Source organism: Dyella sp. SG609 (assembly GCF_012275375.1).
GTDB classification, from domain to species: domain Bacteria; phylum Pseudomonadota; class Gammaproteobacteria; order Xanthomonadales; family Rhodanobacteraceae; genus Dyella_D; species Dyella_D marensis.
The window spans coordinates 32,870-48,393 of record NZ_JAAZQJ010000003.1; the positions used below are offsets into that span (position 1 = coordinate 32,870).

The following is a 15,524-nucleotide window of genomic DNA, read 5'->3' on the forward strand; positions in this document are numbered from 1 at the left end:
CGCCGGGAAGATCGCATGATGCAACGCAGCAATGCTCCCGCGCCATGCTCACGCTGAAACTCGCCCTGCAAGGCGGCGGCGCGCACGGTGCGTTCACCTGGGGCGCGCTGACCCGCCTGCTGGAACTGCCCGGCCTGGCGGTGCAAGCGATCAGCGGCACCAGCAGCGGCGCGATGAATGCCGCCGCCTTCGCCCAGGGCTGGGCGCGCGGCGGCGCCGCGGGTGCGCGCGCTTCGCTCGATGCTTTCTGGCTGGGCCTGGCCGGGCGCAACGCGGTGGCGGACTGGTGGCAGGCGCAGTCGCGCCTGTTCGGCGACGCCATGCCGTGGCCGCAGCCACCGGTGTCCGCGGCTGGCGGCGGCATCAATCCGCTGCGCTCGATGGTGGAGGAATTCTTCGACCAGGACGTGCTGCGCCACGGTCCGGTGGCGCTGTATATCGCCGCCACGCGCATGCGCGATGGCGCGCTCGAAGTGTTTTCCGGCGCGCGCCTCAGCCACGATGCGCTGCTCGCCTCGGCCAGCCTGCCGCCGTGGTTTCCGCCCACCGAGATCGACGGCGAGGCGTACTGGGACGGCGGTTTCGCCGGCAATCCCGCGCTGGAGCCGCTGCTCGGCATCGGCGGCGACGACCTGCTGTGCGTGCTGCTGCAGCCGCAGCTGCGCCAGGCCATGCCGCGCAATCCGCGCGAGGCGCTGATGCTGTCGGCGGAGCTTTCCTTCGGCGCCGCGTTCGCGCGCGAGCTGCGCGATCTGGCGGTGGCGCGCGCGCAGGCTGCCCGCCACCTGTGGCCGAATGCCGCGGAGCGCAAGCTGCGCGAGCTGCGCCTGCACGTGATCGCGCCGGACGAAGGCCTGGCCGCGCTCGGCCATTCCGCGGCCGACACGCGCACCGCCCAGCTGCGCGCCCTGCACGACCTGGGCCGCGACACCGCCGGGCGCTGGCTGGCGCGCCATGCGGTGGACCTGGGGCGGCGCGGCAGTTTCAGCCTGGACCTCGGCGCCGGCGCCTGAAGCGGTTTTTGCCCCGGGGTGCCCGCACAGGCGTTCTTGTAGACTTGGGCGATGCCGCCGCCAGCGCGCGGGCGTGCATCCCTTAAGACTTTGAACGACCGAGGAAGCATGGGTAATCAGGCTGTATCGCTGATCGGTGCGCCCACCGATATCGGAGCGGGGCATCGCGGTGCCTCGATGGGCCCCGAGGCCCTGCGCGTGGCCAATCTGCAGGCGCGGCTGAGAGCGCGCGGCATCGACGTGGTCGACCGCGGCAATCTGCAGGGGCCGCTGAATCCGTGGGAACCGCCGCGCGATGGCTATCGCCATCTGTCCGCCGTGGTGGAGTGGAACCGCGCGGTGTACGAGTCGATCTATGCGGAACTGGGCCTGGGCCGCCTGCCCGTGATGCTCGGCGGCGACCACTGCCTGGCGATCGGCTCGATCACCGCCGTGGCCCGCCACTGCCGCGAGCAGAACAAGAAGCTGCGCGTGCTGTGGCTGGATGCGCACGCCGATTTCAATACCGCCCAGATCACGCCTTCCGGCAATATCCACGGCATGCCGGTGGCCTGCCTGTGCGGCATGGGTCCGGACGAGCTCACCGGCCTCGGCGGCAGCAAGCCGGCGACCACGCCGGACGTGTTCCGCCAGATCGGCATCCGCTCGGTCGACGAGGGCGAGAAGCGCCTGGTGCGCGAGGCGCACGTGAGCATCTTCGACATGCGCCAGATCGACGAATCCGGCATGAAGCGCGTGATGGAAGAAGCGCTGGAAGGCGTCGACGCCGACACCCATCTGCACGTGAGCTTCGACGTGGACTTCCTCGACCCGGCCATCGCGCCGGGCGTGGGCACCACCGTGCGCGGCGGCCCGAACTACCGCGAAGCGCAGCTGTGCATGGAGATGATCGCCGACACCGGCCGCCTCGCCTCGCTGGACATCGTGGAATTGAACCCGGCCTTCGACAAGCGCAACCAGACCGCCAAGCTGGCGGTGGACTTGGTCGAATCGCTGTTCGGCAAATCCACGCTGATCCGCTGAGCCCGATTCCGCCGAGCCCGATAACGACAAGAAGAAGATATACATGCGAACCCGTGTACTGACCGGCATCACCACCACCGGCACGCCGCACCTGGGCAACTACGTCGGCGCGATCCGCCCCGCCGTGGCCGCCAGCCTCCGTCCGGAAGTGGATGCGTTCTATTTCATGGCCGACTACCACGCGCTGATCAAGAGCGACGACCCGGCGCGCATCGAGCGCTCGCGCCTGGAGATCGCCGCCACGTGGCTGGCCGCGGGGCTCGATCCGGATCGCGTCACCTTCTATCGCCAGTCGGACATCCCGGAGATTCCGGAACTCACCTGGTTCCTCACCTGCGTCACCGCCAAGGGCCTGCTCAACCGCGCGCATGCGTACAAGGCGGCGGTGGACAAGAACACCGACGCGGGCGAGGACGCCGATGCGGGCGTCACCGCCGGCCTGTACATGTATCCGGTGCTGATGGCGGCGGACATCCTCGCCTTCAACGCGCACAAGGTGCCGGTGGGGCGCGACCAGATCCAGCACATCGAGATGGCGCGCGATATCGCGCAGCGCTTCAACCATATCTACGGCGGCGATTATTTCGTGCTGCCGGAAGTGGTGATCGAGGAACAGGTGGCCACGCTGCCCGGGCTCGACGGCCGCAAGATGTCCAAGAGCTACGACAACACCATTCCGCTGTTCGCCGGCGGCCGGAAGCATCTGCGCGACAGCATCATGCGCATCGTCACCGACTCGCGCCTGCCGCGCGAGCCGAAGGACCCGGACAGCTCCTCGCTGTTCACCATCTTCCGCGCCTTCGCCACCGAGGCCGAAGCCGGCGCCTTCCATCAGGCGCTGCTCGACGGCATCGGCTGGGGCGAGGCCAAGCAGGTGCTGTTCGAACGCATCGAGGCGGACGTGGCGCCGATGCGCGAGCGCTACGACGAGCTGATGTCGAAGCCCGAGCGCATCGAAGCGATTCTGCGCGAGGGTGCGCTGAAGGCACGCGCCATTGCGGGGCCGAAGATCGCGGAACTGCGCGATGCGATCGGCCTGCGTTCGGGCATCGCGGTGGCGGCGGCTCCCGCGCCGGCGGCCGGCAAGGCCGAAGGCCGGGCGGGCAAATTGCCGCGCTTCGCCAGTTTCCGCGAGGCCGATGGTAGCTTCCGTTTCCGCCTGTTCTCCGCCGAGGGCGAGGAGCTGCTGCTGTCGAAGTCGTTCGCCGATCCGAAGGCGGCGGGTGCCTGCCAGAAGAAGCTGAAGGGTCCTGGCGCTACCGCGGCCGTGCTGCAGGTGCAGCCGCGTGCGCTGCATCTGGAACTGGATGGCGAGTTTGTCGGCAGCACGCCGGAGTATGGCGATGAGGCGGCCCGCGATGGGGCGCTGGAGCGGTTGCGCGAGGCGCTGGATCAGCTGTCCGTGCAGGAGTGAGCGCGTGGTGGGTCACGCGGGGCGATGAAACGATTCCTGGGGTGATCTGACTGATGCGTTATCTCGCGATTTTGTTGCTGGCGCCTTGGTTGTTGATTTTGGGGTGGGCTTATTGGGCCTACCCGAAGAGTCTGCCGCGCACTAAGGCGCGGCGGGCGTTCGATCTTCTGGCGGTGATCGCTGCCGCGGTGGCGGCTGGGTGGTCGGCGGTTGCCGGGTTTGAGGCGGCGGTGGTGCCCTCGGTTGGGCAGTTTGGGCCGCCTAGCGGGGCGATTTGGCAGCAGGTGTTGCCGGCGTTGTATGGGTATGGTGCCTGTGTCGCTGTGCTGGTCGTGGCGCTGTTGCTGCGTGCGCTGATTTGGCGACCTAAGCGCGCAGGCTGATTTTTCTGCTCGTCATCCCGGCGTAGGCCGGGATCCAGTAACTGTATCGCTTGGTTTTCGCGTTATCGCGAATGGGCCGCTTATGCAGCGGGCATTTCGGACGCCTGCCGGCGCCCGAGTCACTTTCTCTTTGCTGGCCCAAAGAGAAAGTAACCAAAGAGAGAATGGCCTAAGAGCAAAGGCTCGCGACGCGACTAGAAGGAGCGGTGGGCGGCCGCGGTAACCTGATTAACCTGGGTCTACACGAAACGGCAGTGCGTTTACGTAACGCGTGCTTCAACGTGCCGTTGCCGAGAGGACGTTCAAGAACCGGGGCCAGCTTTTGTTCTTCGTTCCTGCTTACCTCACGCCATCACCCCTCTCCCCTCCGGGGAGAGGGCAGGGTGAGGGGCCGGGCGGAGCGAGAAGTTGAAGCTGAGGACAGCGGTCCAGCTCACTCCCACTTGTTCAAATGCGGCCCGAACTGCTCCCGTTGCCTTTTCACCACGCAGAAGCGGTGGCCGCTTGGGGCCTGCATGACCCACCATTTTCCGCGCACGCATTCCAGGCGTTTGGCGCCGAGTTGTTCCAGGCGCGTGGCTTCCGCTTCCAGGTCGTCCGTTTCGATATCCAGGTGCACGCGGCTCTCATGTTCCACGCGCTGCAGCAGGATGATCGGTTCGTCGGCCAGGGTGGCCAGTTCGGCGTATTGGCCGTCGCCTTCCGAATCGTAGGTGACGATGGACTTGCCCAGGGCCTTGCTCCAGAAATCGGTGGCTTGCTTGAGGTCGACGGACTGGCAGTCGATGACGAGGGTGCTGAGGCGGCTGTGGTGCATGGCGTGGTCTCCGCATGAGGCTCGCCGCACTATAGGCGCGGCGATGTGGAGCTTCCCTCAAGCAAAAAGAAAGGCGCCTCGCGGCGCCTTTCTTTCCATCCATCGCAAAGCCTCAGTTCGGCAGCGACAGATCGTCCAGCAGCGCCTTGAGGAAGCGTGCGGCTTCGCCGCCGGTGGCGGCGCGGTGGTCGAAGGTGAGGCTGATCGGCATGCGGCGGTGCACTTCGATGCCGCCCATCACGGCCACCACGTCGTGGCACAGCTTGCCGGCGCCGATGATGGCGACGGTCGGCGGCACGACCACGGGGGTGGCATAGCGGCCGGCGAACATGCCGAAGTTGGACAGGCTGATGGTGTAGCCGCTCAGTTCCGAGGCGGGAATCGAGCGGTCTTCCACCTGCGAGCGCAGGCGCTTGATCGCCGCGCGCACGCCGGCGCCGTCCAGCACGTCGGCATTGCGCAGGGCCGGCACGAACAGGCCGTCGTCGGTGTCCACGGCGATGCCGATGTCCACGTGCGGATGCAGGGTGCGGGTGAGGTTCTTGCCGTCGAACCAGGCATTGAGCGCCGGCACCGCCTTGCATGCGGCGACGATGGAGCGGATCAGGCGGGCGGTGATGTCCTGCTTGCCGATCCAGGCGTGCAGGTCGGCGTCGTCCACCAGGGTGGTCGGCACCACGTTGGCGTGGGCCTCGGCCATCACGCGCGCCATATTGCGGCGCACGCCCTTGAGCTGTTCCGGCTGGCCGCTGGCCTGCACGCTCGGCGGCGCGGTGCGCACCGGCTTGCCGGCGAGCGACACGGCCGTGCGCGACGGCGCGGGACCGGGCTCCGGCAGTTCCGGCGCCAGGTGGCGGCCGGCCGAAGCCGGCACGGCGCGCGCCGGCGCGGCGCCCAGCGGGGCGGAGCCATTGGCCGCGGCGGTCTTCACGTCCTGCAGGGTGACCACGCCGTCGGCGCCGGTGGCGCGCACGCGGGTGAGGTCGACCTTGAGCTTCTTGGCCAGTGCGCGCACCGCCGGCACGGCCTTCACGCCGCCGGCGCTGCTGACCTGCTCCACGTGCACGGTGTTGCCGCTGACCATGGCGCCGACCACGGTGCCTTCGTCCTCGCGCTCGCCCTTGGCTTCCACTTCGCCGCCTTCGTCGGAGGCGACCACCTTGGCAGCGTTGTCCGGCGCGGGGCTGCCCACGCTCTTCTTCGGGCCGTGGTGGTGGCCGGTGGCTTCGGCCTCGGCGCGCTGCTTGGCGTTCGGATCGGGTTCGAAGTCGGCCAGCGCGGCGCCGGTCTCGATGATGTCGCCCGGCGCGCCATACAGCTTCTTCACCGTGCCGGTGTAGGGCGAGGGCACGTCGACCACCGCCTTGGCGGTTTCCATCGAGCACAGCGGTGCGTCGAGCTTGATGTAGTCGCCTTCCTTCACGTGCCACTCGACGATGGTGGCGTCGGGCAGGCCTTCGCCGAGGTCGGGCAGGTGGAATGTCTTGATGTCGGCCATGAGTCGGTTCCGGTAATCAGGCTTGTTTTCTGCTCGTCATCCCGGCGCAGGCCGGGATCCAGTAGCGATGATGCGTGGTTGTCGCGAAAGGCTTTGCGTGCTTCGCACCACGTATTTCACTGGATTCCGGCCTTCGCCGGAATGACGTTCCGTAGGTGATTCTTCAGCTCGCGGCCAGCGTGCGCTTGGCCGCCTCGACCACGCGCTCGGTGCTGGGCATGTACTTCATTTCCAGGCGGAACAGCGGAATGTGCGTGTCGTAGCCGGTGACGCGCTCGACCGGCGCCAGCAGCTCGTACAGGCATTCCTCGGCCACGCGCGCGGCGATCTCGGCGCCGAAGCCGGCGGTCTTGGGGGCTTCGTGCACGATCACGCAGCGGCCGGTCTTCTGCACCGATTCGGCGATGGTGTCGAAATCCAGCGGGGTGAGCGTGGCCACGTCGATCACTTCGGCGCTGATGCCTTCGGCGGCCAGTTCGTCGGCGGCTTCGAGAGCCTCCTTCACCTGCGCGCCCCACGTGACGATGGTAACGTCGGTGCCGTCGCGCAGCACGAAGCACACGTCCAGCGGCAGCGCCTCGCCGTCGTCCGGCACTTCTTCCTTGTACTGGCGGTAGATGCGCTTGGGCTCGAAGAACATCACCGGATCCGGATCGCGGATCGCCGCCAGCAGCAGGCCGTAGGCGCGCGCCGGCGAGGAGGGCATCACCACGCGCAGGCCGGGGATATTGGTGAACAGGTGCTCGTTCGCCTCGGAGTGATGCTCCGGCGCGCGGATGCCGCCGCCCCACGGGGCGCGCCACACGGCCGGCACGGTGATGCGGCCGCGGGTGCGGTTGCGCAGGCGCGCGGCGTGGCAGGCGATCTGCTCCATCATCGGATAGATGAAGCCTTCGAACTGCGCCTCGGCCACCGGCTTCATGCCCTGCGCGGCCATGCCGACGGTGACGCCGGCGATGGTGGTTTCGTCCAGCGGGGTGTCCAGCACGCGCAGCTCGCCGAACTTCTCCTGCAGGCCCTGGGTGGCGCGGAACACGCCGCCGTTGACGCCGACGTCCTCGCCCAGCACTACGACGCTCGGGTCGTGGGCCATTTCGTAGGCGAGCGCCTGGGTGACGGCTTCGATAAGAGTGATCTGTGCCATGGCTTAGTGGGCCTTCTTGTCGAGCGAAAGGGCGAGGTCGCGCTGCTTGGCGAGGTCCGCCGGTACTTCGGCGAAGGTGTAGTCGAACATCGCGGTAACGGGCTGGGTCTTGGTCTCGAGGTAGGCGTTGACCTCGTTGTCCATCCACTCGTCGCACTCGGCCTTCCAGGCTTCTTCCTTGGCGTCGTCCCATACCTTCCTGGCCACCAGCCACGCGCGCAGGCGCTTCATCGGCTCCTTGGCCCAGGCGTCCTTCACTTCCTGCTCGCCGCGGTAGCGGCGGGCGTCGTCGGCGGTGGTGTGGTCCGACAGGCGGTAGGTGACCAGTTCCAGCACGCTGCCGCCCTCGCCGTTGCGGGCGCGGTCGAGCGCGTCTTCCATGGCCTTGCGCACGGCGATGATGTCGTTGCCGTCCACCTGGATCGAGAACAGGCCCGCGGCGATGCCCTTCTGCGCCAGCGTGGGCGCGCCGGACTGGATCTTGCGCGGCACCGAGATGGCCCACTGGTTGTTCACGATCACCGCCACCATCGGCAGGTTCTGCGCGCCGGCGATGTTGATGGCGCCGTAGAAGTCGCCCTTGGACGAGCCGCCGTCGCCGATGGTGCACACGGCCACGCGCTTCTCGTTGCGGATCTTGAAGGCCAGCGCGGAACCGGCCGCATGCAGGCACTGCGTGGCGATCGGCACCGACCAGGCGAAGTCGTGGCGCGCCGGTTCCTTCTGGTAGTCGTTGCCGCGCTCGTCGCCGCCCCAGTACATGTACACCTCGCGCGGCTGCACGCCGCGGTACAGCTGCGCGCCGTATTCGCGGTAGCTGGGGGCGAACACGTCCTCGGGCTTCATCGCGCTGCCGATGCCCACGTGCGCGGCCTCGTGGCCCAGGCAGCTGGCATAGGTGCCGAGCTTGCCGGTGCGCTGCAGCGCCACCGACTTGGCGTCGAACACGCGGGTGGACAGCATCAGCTTGTACAGCTCGACCATGTGGTCGAGGTCCTTGGCGAAGGCGGGCAGGTCGTCACGGACCTGGTTGCCCTCGGCATCGAGATACTGCAGGTATTCGATTTCGAACTTGGCGGCGATGGACACGACTCGCTCCGGGAGTGAGTAAAGACGAAAACGGGTGAGGGAGTTGCGAGCCGGCGGCGACCCATCCAGTGGGGTCAAGCGCGCCTGTAGGGCCCTGACAAGACGGCAATTGAAGCAGGCGGGCATGTTGCGCCGCAAGGCACGGTGCAGCATGTAGCGAGGGTTGGGGGGCTTGCGTTAAACCCAGGTAACATGCGTGCTTTACCTGTGATCGGAACGTCATGACCGACAATCGGCGCGACCTGGAAGCCGGGATCGAGACCGACCTGCAGGGCCGGCTCACCTACGGCGGCTACCTGCGGCTGGACGCGCTGCTGTCCGCCCAGCAGCCCCTGAGCCAGCCGCCGCATCACGACGAGATGCTCTTCATCGTGCAGCACCAGGTGGCGGAGCTGTGGATGAAGCTGATCATTCACGAGTTGAAGTCGGCCATCGATCATCTGCACAAGGACGACATCGATCCGTGCCTGAAGATCCTGGCGCGGGTCAAGCAGGTGCAGCGCCAGCTGTACGAACAGTGGGGCGTGCTGGAGACGCTCACCCCGTCGGAATACCTGGAATTCCGCGACATCCTGGGTTCTTCCTCGGGGTTCCAGTCGCTGCAGTACCGGCAGATCGAATTCCTGCTCGGCAACAAGAACGCGCAGATGCTGGCGGTGTTCGCCTACGACCCGGCGGCGCAGGCCGCGCTGCGCGAGGTGCTGGAAGCGCCCAGCCTGTACGACGAATTCCTGGCCTATCTCGCGCGCCGCGGCCATGCCGTGCCGGCCGAGCTGCTGGCGCGCGACCTTACCCAGCCGCACCAGCGCAACGACGGCCTGCTGCCGGTGTTCAAGCGCATCTACGAAAACCGCGCAGAATTCTGGCCCGAGTACCACATGTGCGAGCAGCTGGTGGACGTGGAAGGGCAGTTCCAGCAGTGGCGCTTCCGCCATATGAAGACGGTGGAGCGGATCATCGGCCACCGGCGCGGCACCGGCGGTTCGTCGGGCGTGGCCTTCCTCAAGAAAGCGCTGGAACTGGAGTTTTTCCCCGAATTGCTGGACGTGCGGACGGTACTGGGCACCTGAGCCGAGGCGGCGTGGTCTGAAAAAGCGGCAAAGCCGCTTTTTTTGCGATCCGCACTTTCGGATCATGGCTTGCCGGGCTTTCCGCAAGATGTTGCGCCGCATTTGACGGCGCGGCGCCGGGCCGGTTACATGTCGCGGGTTTTGAATTTCCGGTCTGTACGCGATGTGCGGATCAGTACATTTTTTCCAGCTCGACATGCCTGCACAACAGGGGATCGCATGACCGATACCACCACGGCTTCTCATACGTCGGCGGCGCCGACGGTGCCCGACTACCCCCAGACCATGGGTCACCCGCGTCCGCTGTGGATGCTGTTCATGACCGAGTTCTGGGAGCGCTTCGCCTTCTACGGCATGCGCTGGGCGCTCACGCTGTACATCGTGGCGGAGTTCTTCGGCGGCAGCCCCACCGGCCAGGCCTTCGCCAGCCGCACCTACGGCGCCTACCTGGCGCTGGTGTATGCGGCGGCGGTGTTCGGCGGCTACGTGGCGGACAAGGTCATCGGCTACCAGCGCTCGATCCTGGTCGGCGCGGTGGTGATGTCGGCCGGCCTGTTCATGATCATGCTGCCCAACCAGGACATCTTCCTGCTGGGCCTGTCCACGGTCATCGTCGGCAACGGCCTGTTCAAGCCGAACATCTCCTCGATGGTGGGCCAGCTCTACGGCGTGGGCGACCCGCGCCGCGACCGCGGCTTCACCCTGTTCTACATGGGCATCAACGCCGGCGCGCTGGCCTCGCCGCTGCTCACCGGCTGGCTGGCCAGCTACTTCACCGACACCCCGATGCAGCAGAACTACAAGCTGGTGTTCCTGGCCTCGGGCATCGGCATGCTGTTCAGCCTGTTCTGGTTCTGGTTCGGCCGCCGCCAGCTCAAGGGCGTGGGCCGCCCGCTGCCGGACCAGGCCAGCCGCATGCGCGTGGTCTACGTGCTGATCGGCTGCCTGGTGGCGGTGCCGCTGGTCTACCTGGTGATGGCCAAGGCCGGCGCCGTGGTGCTGCAGTGGCTGCTCAGCGCGCTGTTCGTGGGCCTGTGCGTGCTGCTGATGATCGACGGCGTGCGCGAGGGCAAGGTGCAGCGCGACCGCGTGATCGCCATGCTGGTGATCTTCGTGTTCAACGTGCTGTTCTGGATGTTCTACGAACAGGCCGGCAGCTCGTTCAACTTCCTGGCCGAGAACATCGTCGACCGCAAGATGTTCGGCGGCTGGGAGTTCCCGGTGGGCTGGTTCCAGTCCGTCGCGCCGCTGGCCCTGGTGCTGCTGGCGCCGCCGATGTCGATGCTGTGGGGCTGGCTGGACAAGCGCAAGCTGGAACCCTCCATCCCGCGCAAGTTCGGCTTCGGCCTGCTCGGCAATGCGGTGGCCTTCGTGGCGCTGATGTACGCGCTGTCCAGCCTGGTGGACGACAAGGGCCTGATCCCGTTCTGGCCGCTGGTGGTGGTCTACGTGCTGCAGACCGTGGGCGAGCTGTGCCTGTCGCCGATCGGCCTGTCGATGGTGACCAAGCTGGCGCCCAGCCGCCTGGTCGGCCTGGCCATGGGCGGCTGGTTCCTGTCCACCGGCATCGGCAACAACCTGTCGGGCATCTTCGCCGGCCACGTCAGCGGCACCACCGGCATGACGGTGGCCTCGGCGCTGAGCGGCTTCACCTTCAGCTTCTGGCTGCTGGGCATCGCGGCGGCGATCCTGCTGGCGGTGGCGCCGCTGATCAACCGGCTGATGCATGGGGTGAAGTAAGGCCGGGAACGGGGAACGGGGAACAAAAAAAGAGGCGGCGCATGCCGCCTCTTTTTTTCCAAGCCTTCAAGCCGATGCCGCGCTTTCCCGTTCCCTGTTCCCCGTTCCCTGTTCCCCGCTTCGAGGCGGCACCGGCGGGCCCAGCAGCTTGTCCAGGATGCGCGACAGCCAGGCCTGCTCGTCCGCGTCCAGCTTGGCCAGCAGCTCGCGCTCGCGCGCCCGCGCCATCGGCGCCACCACGTCGTGCACCTCCCAGCCGGCTTCGCTCAGGGCGAGTACGGAGCGGCGCTTGTCGCCCTCGTGGGTGCCGCGGTTGACCCGGCCGGCCTCGACCAGCCGGGCCAGGGCGCGGCTGACCGCCACCTTGTCCATGGCCGTGCGCTCGGCCACCTCGCGGGCGGAAAGCCCTTCGAAGCGAGCCAGCACGGCCATCACCCGCCACTCGGTGACGCTGAGGTCGAAGCGCGCCTGGTAGTCGTCGGCGATGCCCTGGCTGACCGTGTTGGACAGGATCGACAGGCGGTAGGGCAGGAAGCGTTCGAGCTCCAGCGGGGCGTGGTCCGACGGATGGACGTGTTGTTGATCGGCGGGCACTGCTGCACCACTCCTTGCAAATGGTTTCACATGTAACTATAACGCTCGGGTCATACCGGCGGTCGCATCCTTTTCAGGTGCCGCGACCGGCGGAGCGAACCACCTCGCCCCCAGGCATTCCGACCAGGAGATACCCCATGAGCGCGCAGCCCAATCTTGGCATGCAGGTGACCACTTTCGAGAACCCGATGGGCATCGACGGCTTCGAATTCGTCGAATTCGCCGCCCCGGCCGGCCGCGGCGCCGAGCTGCACGACCTGTTCACCCGCATGGGCTTCACCGCGGTGCTCAAGCACAAGCGCCGCCCGATCACGGTGTACCGCCAGGGCGGGGTGAACTTCCTGGTCAACGAAGACCCCGATTCCTTCGCCGCCGCCTTCGCCGCCCAGCACGGCCCCTGCGCCGCCGGCTTCGCCATCCGCTTCAAGCAGCCGGCCGCCGAGGTCTACGCCAAGGTGCTGGCCAATGGCGGCGAGGCGGTGGGCGAGAAGGAAGCGAGCAAGGCGGTGAACGCCCCGGTGGTGAAGGGCATCGGCGACTGCATGCTGTATCTGGTCGACCGCTACGGCGACAAGGGCGGCATCTACGACGGCGACTACGCGCCGATCCCGGGCGTGGAGCAGAACCCCGCCGGCTTCGGCCTCACCTTCATCGACCACCTCACGCACAACCTCTACTTCGGCAACATGCAGAAGTGGTCCGACTACTACGAGCGCCTGTTCAACTTCCGCGAGATCCGCTACTTCGACATCAAGGGCGCCAAGACCGGCCTGGTGTCCAAGGCGATGACCGCGCCGGACGGCATCGTGCGCATTCCGCTGAATGAGTCGAGCGATCCGAAGTCGCAGATCAACGAATATCTCGATGCGTACCATGGCGAAGGCATCCAGCACATCGCCTGCTTCACCGACAACATCTACGACACCGTCGAAGCGATGCGCGCCAAGGGCGTGGCCTTCCTCGACACGCCGGATACCTACTTCGACGTGATCGACCTGCGCATTCCCAACCACGGCGAAGACGTGCCGCGCCTGGCCAGGAACAAGATCCTGATCGACGCCGACCCGGAGACCAAGCAGCGCAAGCTGCTGCAGATCTTCACCCAGAACAACATCGGCCCGATCTTCTTCGAGATCATCCAGCGCAAGGGCAACGAGGGCTTCGGCGAAGGCAACTTCCAGGCCCTGTTCGAATCGATCGAGCGCGATCAGATGCGCCGCGGCGTGCTGTAAAAAGTAGCCAATCCCTCCCCCGGCGGGGGAGGGGCATACTCGGACAAGCAACGGGTGCGATCGATGGAAACGAAGGGCTACCAATCCGGCTTCGGCAACGAGTTCGCCACCGAAGCCGTCGCCGGCGTGCTGCCGCATGGGCAGAACTCGCCGCAGCGCGTGGCGCATGGGCTGTATGCCGAGCAGCTGTCCGGCAGCGCGTTTACCGCGCCGCGGCACAGCAACCGGCGCAGCTGGCTGTACCGGATCCGGCCGGCGTCGATGCACCGGCCGTTCGAGCCGCTGGCGCACGAGCGTTTCCATAACCGTTTCGACGAAGCCCCGGCCACGCCCAACCAGCTGCGCTGGGACCCATGGCCGATGCCGGCGCAGCCTGCCGACTTCGTCGACGGCCTGGTCACCCTGGCCGGCAACGGCGGCGCGGGCGAGCAGGCCGGTTGCGGCATACATATATATGCGGCGAACCGCTCCATGCAGGGGCGCTTCTTCTACGACGCCGACGGCGAGCTGCTGCTGGTGCCCCAGCAGGGGCGCCTGCGCCTGTGCACCGAGCTGGGCGTGCTGGAAGTGGCGCCGCTGGAGATCGCGGTGATCCCGCGCGGCGTGCGCTTCCGCGTGGAGCTGCCGGACGGCGAGGCGCGCGGCTACGTATGCGAGAACTTCGGCGCGCTGCTGCGCCTGCCGGACCTCGGCCCCATCGGCGCCAACTCGATGGCCCTGCCGCGCGACTTCCTCACGCCGCATGCTTCGTACGAGGACGTCGAAGGCGACTTCGAGCTGATCGCGAAATTCCAGGGTTCGCTGTGGTCCGCGAAGATCGACCACTCGCCGCTCGACGTGGTGGCCTGGCACGGCAACTACGCGCCCTACAAGTACGACCTCACCACCTACAACACGGTGGGCTCGATCAGCGTCGACCATCCGGACCCGTCGATCTTCACCGTGCTGACCGCGCCCAGCGACACGCCCGGCACGGCCAATGTCGACTTCGTGATCTTCCCGCCGCGCTGGCTGGTGGCCGAGCACACCTTCCGCCCGCCGTATTTCCACCGCAACGTGGCGAGCGAATTCATGGGCCTGATCCAGGGCGCCTACGACGCCAAGGCGGGCGGCTTCGTGCCGGGCGGCGCCAGCCTGCACAACTGCATGAGCGGCCATGGCCCGGATGCGGCGAGCTTCGAGAAGGCCTCGGCCGCGGACGTGAGCAAGCCCGATCACCTCACCGGCACCATGGCTTTCATGTTCGAGACGCGCAAGGTGATCCGGCCGACCCGGCAGGCGCTGGAAGCGCCGCAGCTGCAAGGCAACTACTACGAGTGCTGGCAGGGCATCCGCAAGCACTTCAAGCCCGGCTGATCCGCGTGCATTGACCCCACGCGCGCGCAGGCGCGCATGGGCAGCCATCCCCACATCGATTAATGTTGAACGCTGCCGCTGAAGGCGCGGCGATCGGAGTGAAGCTATGAAACTGGGCAGTCTCAAGGAAGGCGGGCGCGACGGCACCCTGGTCGTGGTGAGCCGCGACCTGTCGCGCGCGGTCAAGGCCAGCGGCATCGCCGCGACGCTGCAGGCGGCGCTGGACGACTGGTCGAACCTCGCGCCGCGCCTGAACGCGCTGTACGCCGAGCTGCAGGCCGGCACCGCGGCGGGCGCGTTCGCGCTCGACGTCGCCGCGCTGGCCGCGCCGTTGCCGCGCGCCTATGAATTCGTCGACGGCAGCGCCTACCTGCCGCACGTCGAGCGCGTGCGCCGCGCGCGCGGCGCCGAAGTGCCGGAGTCGTTCTACGTCGACCCGCTGATGTACCAGGCCACCAGCGCGGGCTTCCTGGCGCCGCGCGATCCGGTGCTGGTGCCCAGCGAGGACTACGGCATCGACCTCGAAGCCGAAGTCGTGGTGATCACCGACGACGTGCCGATGGCCGCGACGCCCGCGCAGGCCGCGCAGCACATCCAGCTGGTCGGCCTGGTCAACGACGTCTCGCTGCGCGGCCTGATTCCGAACGAACTGGCCAAGGGTTTCGGCTTCCTGCAGTCCAAGCCGCGCTCGGCGCTGTCGCCGGTGTTCGTCACGCCGGACGAACTCGGCGACGCATGGCATGGCGACAAGCTGCATCTGCCGATGCGCACCTGGATCAACGGCGCCTGGTTCGGCGAAGCCGAATGCGGCGTCGACATGCAGTTCGATTTCGCGCAGCTGGTGGCGCATGCGGCGAAGACGCGTCCGCTCACCGCGGGCACCATCGTCGGCTCCGGCACCATCGCCAACGAAGACACCGGCAAGGGTGCTTCGTGTCTGGCCGAGCAGCGCACGGTCGAAACCCTGCGCGACGGCAAGCCGAGCACACCGTTCCTGAAGTACGGCGACGTGATCCGCATCGACGTGACGGATCGCGACAACGTGTCGATCTTCGGTGCGATCGAGCAACTTATTGCGTCGCCAGCGCACTGATACGGCGTCGCTCGTTCGACACGAGCTGGACACGGAACCTTCACAGAAGAGCCTGCAT

14 protein-coding genes are annotated in these 15,524 nt (G+C 67.2%); 9 read left to right on the plus strand and 5 right to left on the minus strand.

Features of this window, described 5'->3' with window-relative positions; genetic code table 11:
- The first annotated feature begins 44 nt into the window (after positions 1-44).
- The 4 genes from FHW85_RS06470 (at position 45) to FHW85_RS06485 (ending at position 3,833) form a co-directional block, all read left to right on the plus strand.
- Complete coding sequence (locus FHW85_RS06470) at positions 45-1,013, plus strand: patatin-like phospholipase family protein (protein WP_168647745.1); 969 nt, start codon at positions 45-47, stop codon at positions 1,011-1,013.
- 108 nt (positions 1,014-1,121) lie between these two features.
- A complete protein-coding gene (gene rocF / locus FHW85_RS06475; protein WP_167257132.1) occupies positions 1,122-2,036 on the plus strand; it encodes an arginase in 915 nt (304 codons plus the stop codon).
- A gap of 43 nt (positions 2,037-2,079) precedes the next feature.
- Positions 2,080-3,450 carry a tryptophan--tRNA ligase gene (locus tag FHW85_RS06480; protein ID WP_168647746.1) on the plus strand — a complete coding sequence of 457 codons (1,371 nt, stop codon included), beginning with the start codon at positions 2,080-2,082 and terminating at the stop codon, positions 3,448-3,450.
- Positions 3,451-3,503: 53 nt separating this feature from the next.
- The gene (locus tag FHW85_RS06485) at positions 3,504-3,833 is read left to right on the plus strand and encodes a hypothetical protein (protein ID WP_168647747.1); all 330 of its coding nucleotides are present in this window, start codon (positions 3,504-3,506) and stop codon (positions 3,831-3,833) included.
- A gap of 433 nt (positions 3,834-4,266) precedes the next feature.
- On the opposite strand, the gene FHW85_RS06490 is transcribed toward FHW85_RS06485, so the two are convergent.
- The 4 genes from FHW85_RS06490 to pdhA all read right to left on the minus strand — a co-directional run bounded on the left by FHW85_RS06490 (position 4,267) and on the right by pdhA (position 8,381).
- On the minus strand, positions 4,267-4,650 hold the full coding sequence (locus tag FHW85_RS06490) for a VOC family protein (protein WP_168647748.1): 384 nt from the start codon (positions 4,648-4,650) through the stop codon (positions 4,267-4,269).
- 112 nt (positions 4,651-4,762) lie between these two features.
- Positions 4,763-6,148 (minus strand): dihydrolipoamide acetyltransferase family protein, encoded by a 1,386-nt coding sequence (locus FHW85_RS06495; protein WP_167257128.1) that lies wholly within the window; start codon positions 6,146-6,148, stop codon positions 4,763-4,765.
- A gap of 163 nt (positions 6,149-6,311) precedes the next feature.
- Entirely contained in the window at positions 6,312-7,292 is a 981-nt protein-coding gene (locus FHW85_RS06500) for an alpha-ketoacid dehydrogenase subunit beta (protein ID WP_167257127.1), read from the minus strand.
- Positions 7,293-7,295: 3 nt separating this feature from the next.
- Positions 7,296-8,381, minus strand: coding sequence for a pyruvate dehydrogenase (acetyl-transferring) E1 component subunit alpha (gene pdhA, locus FHW85_RS06505; protein WP_167257126.1), 1,086 nt, complete (start codon positions 8,379-8,381; stop codon positions 7,296-7,298).
- 221 nt (positions 8,382-8,602) lie between these two features.
- Here pdhA and FHW85_RS06510 point away from each other — a divergent pair, with 221 nt between their 5' ends.
- Complete coding sequence (locus tag FHW85_RS06510) at positions 8,603-9,451, plus strand: tryptophan 2,3-dioxygenase family protein (RefSeq protein ID WP_168647749.1); 849 nt, start codon at positions 8,603-8,605, stop codon at positions 9,449-9,451.
- Positions 9,452-9,670: 219 nt separating this feature from the next.
- Positions 9,671-11,191, plus strand: a complete 1,521-nt coding sequence (locus FHW85_RS06515; RefSeq protein ID WP_167257124.1) for an oligopeptide:H+ symporter — start codon at positions 9,671-9,673, stop codon at positions 11,189-11,191.
- A gap of 66 nt (positions 11,192-11,257) precedes the next feature.
- Here FHW85_RS06515 and FHW85_RS06520 read toward each other — a convergent pair whose 3' ends face one another.
- Positions 11,258-11,785, minus strand: coding sequence for a MarR family winged helix-turn-helix transcriptional regulator (locus FHW85_RS06520; protein ID WP_167257123.1), 528 nt, complete (start codon positions 11,783-11,785; stop codon positions 11,258-11,260).
- 137 nt (positions 11,786-11,922) lie between these two features.
- Between FHW85_RS06520 and hppD the strand changes: the two genes are divergently transcribed.
- The 3 genes from hppD (at position 11,923) to FHW85_RS06535 (ending at position 15,466) form a co-directional block, all read left to right on the plus strand.
- Complete coding sequence (gene hppD, locus FHW85_RS06525) at positions 11,923-13,017, plus strand: 4-hydroxyphenylpyruvate dioxygenase (RefSeq protein WP_168647750.1); 1,095 nt, start codon at positions 11,923-11,925, stop codon at positions 13,015-13,017.
- 63 nt (positions 13,018-13,080) lie between these two features.
- Entirely contained in the window at positions 13,081-14,373 is a 1,293-nt protein-coding gene (gene hmgA, locus FHW85_RS06530; RefSeq protein WP_167257121.1) for a homogentisate 1,2-dioxygenase, read from the plus strand.
- A gap of 106 nt (positions 14,374-14,479) precedes the next feature.
- Positions 14,480-15,466: a fumarylacetoacetate hydrolase family protein gene (locus FHW85_RS06535; protein ID WP_168647751.1), complete on the plus strand. Its 987-nt coding sequence runs from the start codon at positions 14,480-14,482 to the stop codon at positions 15,464-15,466.
- Positions 15,467-15,524: the final 58 nt, after the last annotated feature.

What these genes read in the sequence shown, in the direction of transcription:
- FHW85_RS06470 (WP_168647745.1), top strand. Translation starts at nt 45, where the DNA reads ATGCTCACGCTGAAACTCGCCCTGCAAGGCGGCGGCGCGCACGGTGCG.
- rocF (WP_167257132.1), top strand. Translation starts at nt 1,122, where the DNA reads ATGGGTAATCAGGCTGTATCGCTGATCGGTGCGCCCACCGATATCGGA.
- FHW85_RS06480 (WP_168647746.1), top strand. Translation starts at nt 2,080, where the DNA reads ATGCGAACCCGTGTACTGACCGGCATCACCACCACCGGCACGCCGCAC.
- FHW85_RS06485 (WP_168647747.1), top strand. Translation starts at nt 3,504, where the DNA reads ATGCGTTATCTCGCGATTTTGTTGCTGGCGCCTTGGTTGTTGATTTTG.
- FHW85_RS06490 (WP_168647748.1), bottom strand. Translation starts at nt 4,650, where the DNA reads ATGCACCACAGCCGCCTCAGCACCCTCGTCATCGACTGCCAGTCCGTC.
- FHW85_RS06495 (WP_167257128.1), bottom strand. Translation starts at nt 6,148, where the DNA reads ATGGCCGACATCAAGACATTCCACCTGCCCGACCTCGGCGAAGGCCTG.
- FHW85_RS06500 (WP_167257127.1), bottom strand. Translation starts at nt 7,292, where the DNA reads ATGGCACAGATCACTCTTATCGAAGCCGTCACCCAGGCGCTCGCCTAC.
- FHW85_RS06510 (WP_168647749.1), top strand. Translation starts at nt 8,603, where the DNA reads ATGACCGACAATCGGCGCGACCTGGAAGCCGGGATCGAGACCGACCTG.
- FHW85_RS06515 (WP_167257124.1), top strand. Translation starts at nt 9,671, where the DNA reads ATGACCGATACCACCACGGCTTCTCATACGTCGGCGGCGCCGACGGTG.
- hppD (WP_168647750.1), top strand. Translation starts at nt 11,923, where the DNA reads ATGAGCGCGCAGCCCAATCTTGGCATGCAGGTGACCACTTTCGAGAAC.
- hmgA (WP_167257121.1), top strand. Translation starts at nt 13,081, where the DNA reads ATGGAAACGAAGGGCTACCAATCCGGCTTCGGCAACGAGTTCGCCACC.
- FHW85_RS06535 (WP_168647751.1), top strand. Translation starts at nt 14,480, where the DNA reads ATGAAACTGGGCAGTCTCAAGGAAGGCGGGCGCGACGGCACCCTGGTC.